Source organism: Bacteroides sp. (assembly GCF_019417265.1).
Classification (GTDB): Bacteria; Bacteroidota; Bacteroidia; order Bacteroidales; family Bacteroidaceae; genus Phocaeicola.
Window position 1 is genome coordinate 1 of the sequence record NZ_DXVR01000164.1, and the last position, 3,132, is coordinate 3,132.

A 3,132-nucleotide genomic window follows, 5' to 3' on the forward strand; every position below is an offset into this window, starting at 1 on the left:
GGATTGCAGGTGGTGTGCCTATCACAATGATGATGAACATGGAACGTCGTCACGGCGAAATGAAACCTGTTATACAGAAGGCTCTTGTTAAACTTGACGGTGCTCCTTTCAAAGCATTTGCTGCACAGCGTGAAGCTTGGGCTAAGGAAACTGCATACGTTTATCCGGGTCCTATCCAGTACTTCGGTCCTACAGAAGTTTGCGACCAGCCAACTAAGACTCTTCAGTTGGAACAGGCTGAATAATATCGGTTAATGACTGATATGATATAATTGCCGGGAATCACCACAGACAAGCAACAGAGTATGTATGCTCCTGTGGTGATTCTTTTACTATTGTGTATGTACTTGTAATCTATATTTTAGAACCAATGATCAAAGAACCGAAAGTTTCTGTGGAGAAGAAGGCTGCAAGAAAGCCGGTTGTCAGACGTAAACCGACTCAGACAGCAAAGTCCGGTGGACGAAAAACCGGAAAGGCTGAATCTTCCACTCCAAAGAAACAGACACAGCCCCGTAAACTCTCGGATGCTGCACATTATGCTCTGATGGCACTCGGCGCTTTGATATTTGTGGTTGGGTTTTATTATTTCTTTATCCGCCCGTATTCTTACAGGTGGAAACCATGCTACGGCATGAAAGCGTACGGTGTATGTCTGCCCTACGGATATGCTGTACACGGAATAGACGTTTCTCACCATCAGGACGAAATAGACTGGAGAGCTCTGAAGACAGTTCAGTATGCACAGTTTCCCGTACGTTTCGTCTTTATCAAGGCTACCGAGGGAGGGGATTTCAAAGACAAGGCTTTCGACTATAATTTTGCCGAGGCCGACAGTACACACTTCATTCGTGGAGCATACCATTTCTACAATCCCAATACTGACCCGGTGAAACAGGCCGATTTCTTTATCGACAACGTTAAGCTGAAGGCCGGCGACCTGCCGCCGGTGCTCGATATAGAAAAGAAACCTAAGGATGTGGCAAAACTAAAAAGGGACTTGCTGGTATGGCTTGACAGAGTGGAAAGACACTACAAGGTGAAACCTATATTATATACTTCATATAAATTCAAGAACAAATATCTGTCCGATTCTGTTTTTAATACATACCCTTACTGGATTGCCCATTATTATGTCGATTCTGTGAGGTACGAAGGCGAATGGAAATTCTGGCAGCATACTGACGTAGGAACCATGCCTGGAATAAGCGAGCAGGTAGACCTTAATGTATTTAACGGCTCTATGAGCGACTTACTGGAGTTAACAATTAAGGATTAGTCCATGCAGGTTGCTAACGACTGACTAACAACTAATAACCAATAACTAACAACTAATTATCAAATGAACATTCTGATGAACATTCTTTGGATAATCTGTGGCGGATTATTCGTATGTCTGGAATATGTAATATCCAGCTTTCTTCTTATGATAACCATCATAGGAATACCTTTCGGACTGCAGACACTTAAACTGGCTATGCTTGCACTTTTCCCTTTTGGTGTGAAAGTTCAGAGTACCCCTTCTGACGGAGGATGTCTGAGTGTATTCATGAATCTGTTATGGATTCTGTTAGGCGGAATATGGATTGCGCTTACCCATCTGCTTTTCGGAGCATTACTGTGTATCACCGTCATAGGAATTCCATTCGGTATGCAGCATTTCAAGTTGGCCGGACTTGCCCTTACACCGTTTGGTAAGACTATATCTTGAAGATATTTATTTTTTAACCTATAACACTTTTTTAATTGATGACAAAATTCTCTCGTGCGTTCTGGACAGCCAACCTGTCGGAACTTTTTGAACGTATGGCCTATTATGCCATCTTTATTGTAATCACACTTTATCTTTCTAACACATTAGGCTTCAACGATATCGAAGCGAGTCTTATTTCCGGTCTGTTCTCAGGAGGACTTTATTTCCTTCCGATGTTTACCGGAGCTTTTGCCGACAAGATAGGCTACCGTAAGGCTATTCTGATAGCTTTCACCCTGCTTACTATCGGTTATCTTGGATTGGGTATGCTGCCTGTAATGCTCGAATCGGCAGGATTGGTAGAGTATGGCGAGAAAACTCATTTCACAGGACTTGAAACAAGCAGTCAGCGTCTGCTCATCGTTCCTGTAATGATTATATTGGTTATCGGAGGTTCGTTTATCAAGTCTATCATTTCCGCATCCGTGGCAAGAGAAACCACCTCTGAAACACGTGCACGCGGATATTCCATCTTCTATATGATGGTTAACATAGGAGCCTTTACCGGTAAATGTTTTGTAGACCCATTGCGTTCGGTAGTAGGCGATGAGGCTTATATCTACATCAATTTCTTCTCGGCTGCATTGTGCTTCTTGGCCCTTCTTACCATATTTTTCTTCTTCCATTCAGCCAATACTTCCGGCGAGGGAAAGAGCATGGCTGAAGTGTTCCGCGGACTTGGCAAGGTGTTCACCAACGGCCGTCTGCTTCTGCTGATACTTATCGTGACAGGTTTCTGGATGATTCAGCATCAGATGTATGCCACAATGCCTAAATACGTTATCCGTATGGCCGGTGAAACGGCAAAACCGGGATGGATAGCCAATGTAAATCCTTTCGTGGTGGTAATCTTCGTAAATATAATCACCCGGCTTATGGCAAAGCGCAAGGCACTGACATCTATGACGGTAGGTATGTTCCTAATCCCTCTTTCAGCATTGATAATGGCTACTGGAAATATGTTTGAAGGTGATATCTTCGGTACGCACCCTATCACAGTGATGATGATTGCCGGTATTGCAGTCCAGGCACTTGCCGAGTGTTTCATCTCTCCGCGATACATGGAATTTTTCTCACTCCAGGCTCCGAAAGGCGAGGAGGGACTCTATTTAGGCTTCAGCCATCTGCACTCATTCCTTGCCTCAGTAATAGGTTTCGGTTTGTCAGGTATTCTTCTTACTGCATATTGCCCTGACCCTGCACTGTATGATTCCGTAGAAGCATGGAAAGCCGATGCTGCAAACGCGCATTACATCTGGTATTGGTTTACGGGTATTGGTGCCATTTCGGCTATTGCGCTTATAATATATGCTAAGGCTACAAAGTAAGCATTCGGCTAACTACAGGTATTAAACTTTTATATACAATAATAGCGACTG

General features: G+C 43.6%; 3 protein-coding genes and 1 pseudogene. All 4 read left to right on the forward strand.

The features are described 5' to 3' along the window. Positions 1 to 245 (forward strand): annotated as a pseudogene (locus QZ379_RS12485) (diphosphate--fructose-6-phosphate 1-phosphotransferase); the annotation flags it as partial. Between the two features lie 125 nt (positions 246 to 370). Beyond that, positions 371 to 1,279 (forward strand): glycoside hydrolase family 25 protein, encoded by a 909-nt coding sequence (locus QZ379_RS12490; RefSeq protein WP_291565411.1) that lies wholly within the window; start codon positions 371 to 373, stop codon positions 1,277 to 1,279. A gap of 63 nt (positions 1,280 to 1,342) precedes the next feature. Next, the gene (locus tag QZ379_RS12495) at positions 1,343 to 1,711 is read left to right on the forward strand and encodes a YccF domain-containing protein (RefSeq protein WP_291565413.1); all 369 of its coding nucleotides are present in this window, start codon (positions 1,343 to 1,345) and stop codon (positions 1,709 to 1,711) included. 38 nt (positions 1,712 to 1,749) lie between these two features. Next, positions 1,750 to 3,081, forward strand: coding sequence for an MFS transporter (locus QZ379_RS12500; protein ID WP_291565415.1), 1,332 nt, complete (start codon positions 1,750 to 1,752; stop codon positions 3,079 to 3,081). Positions 3,082 to 3,132: the final 51 nt, after the last annotated feature.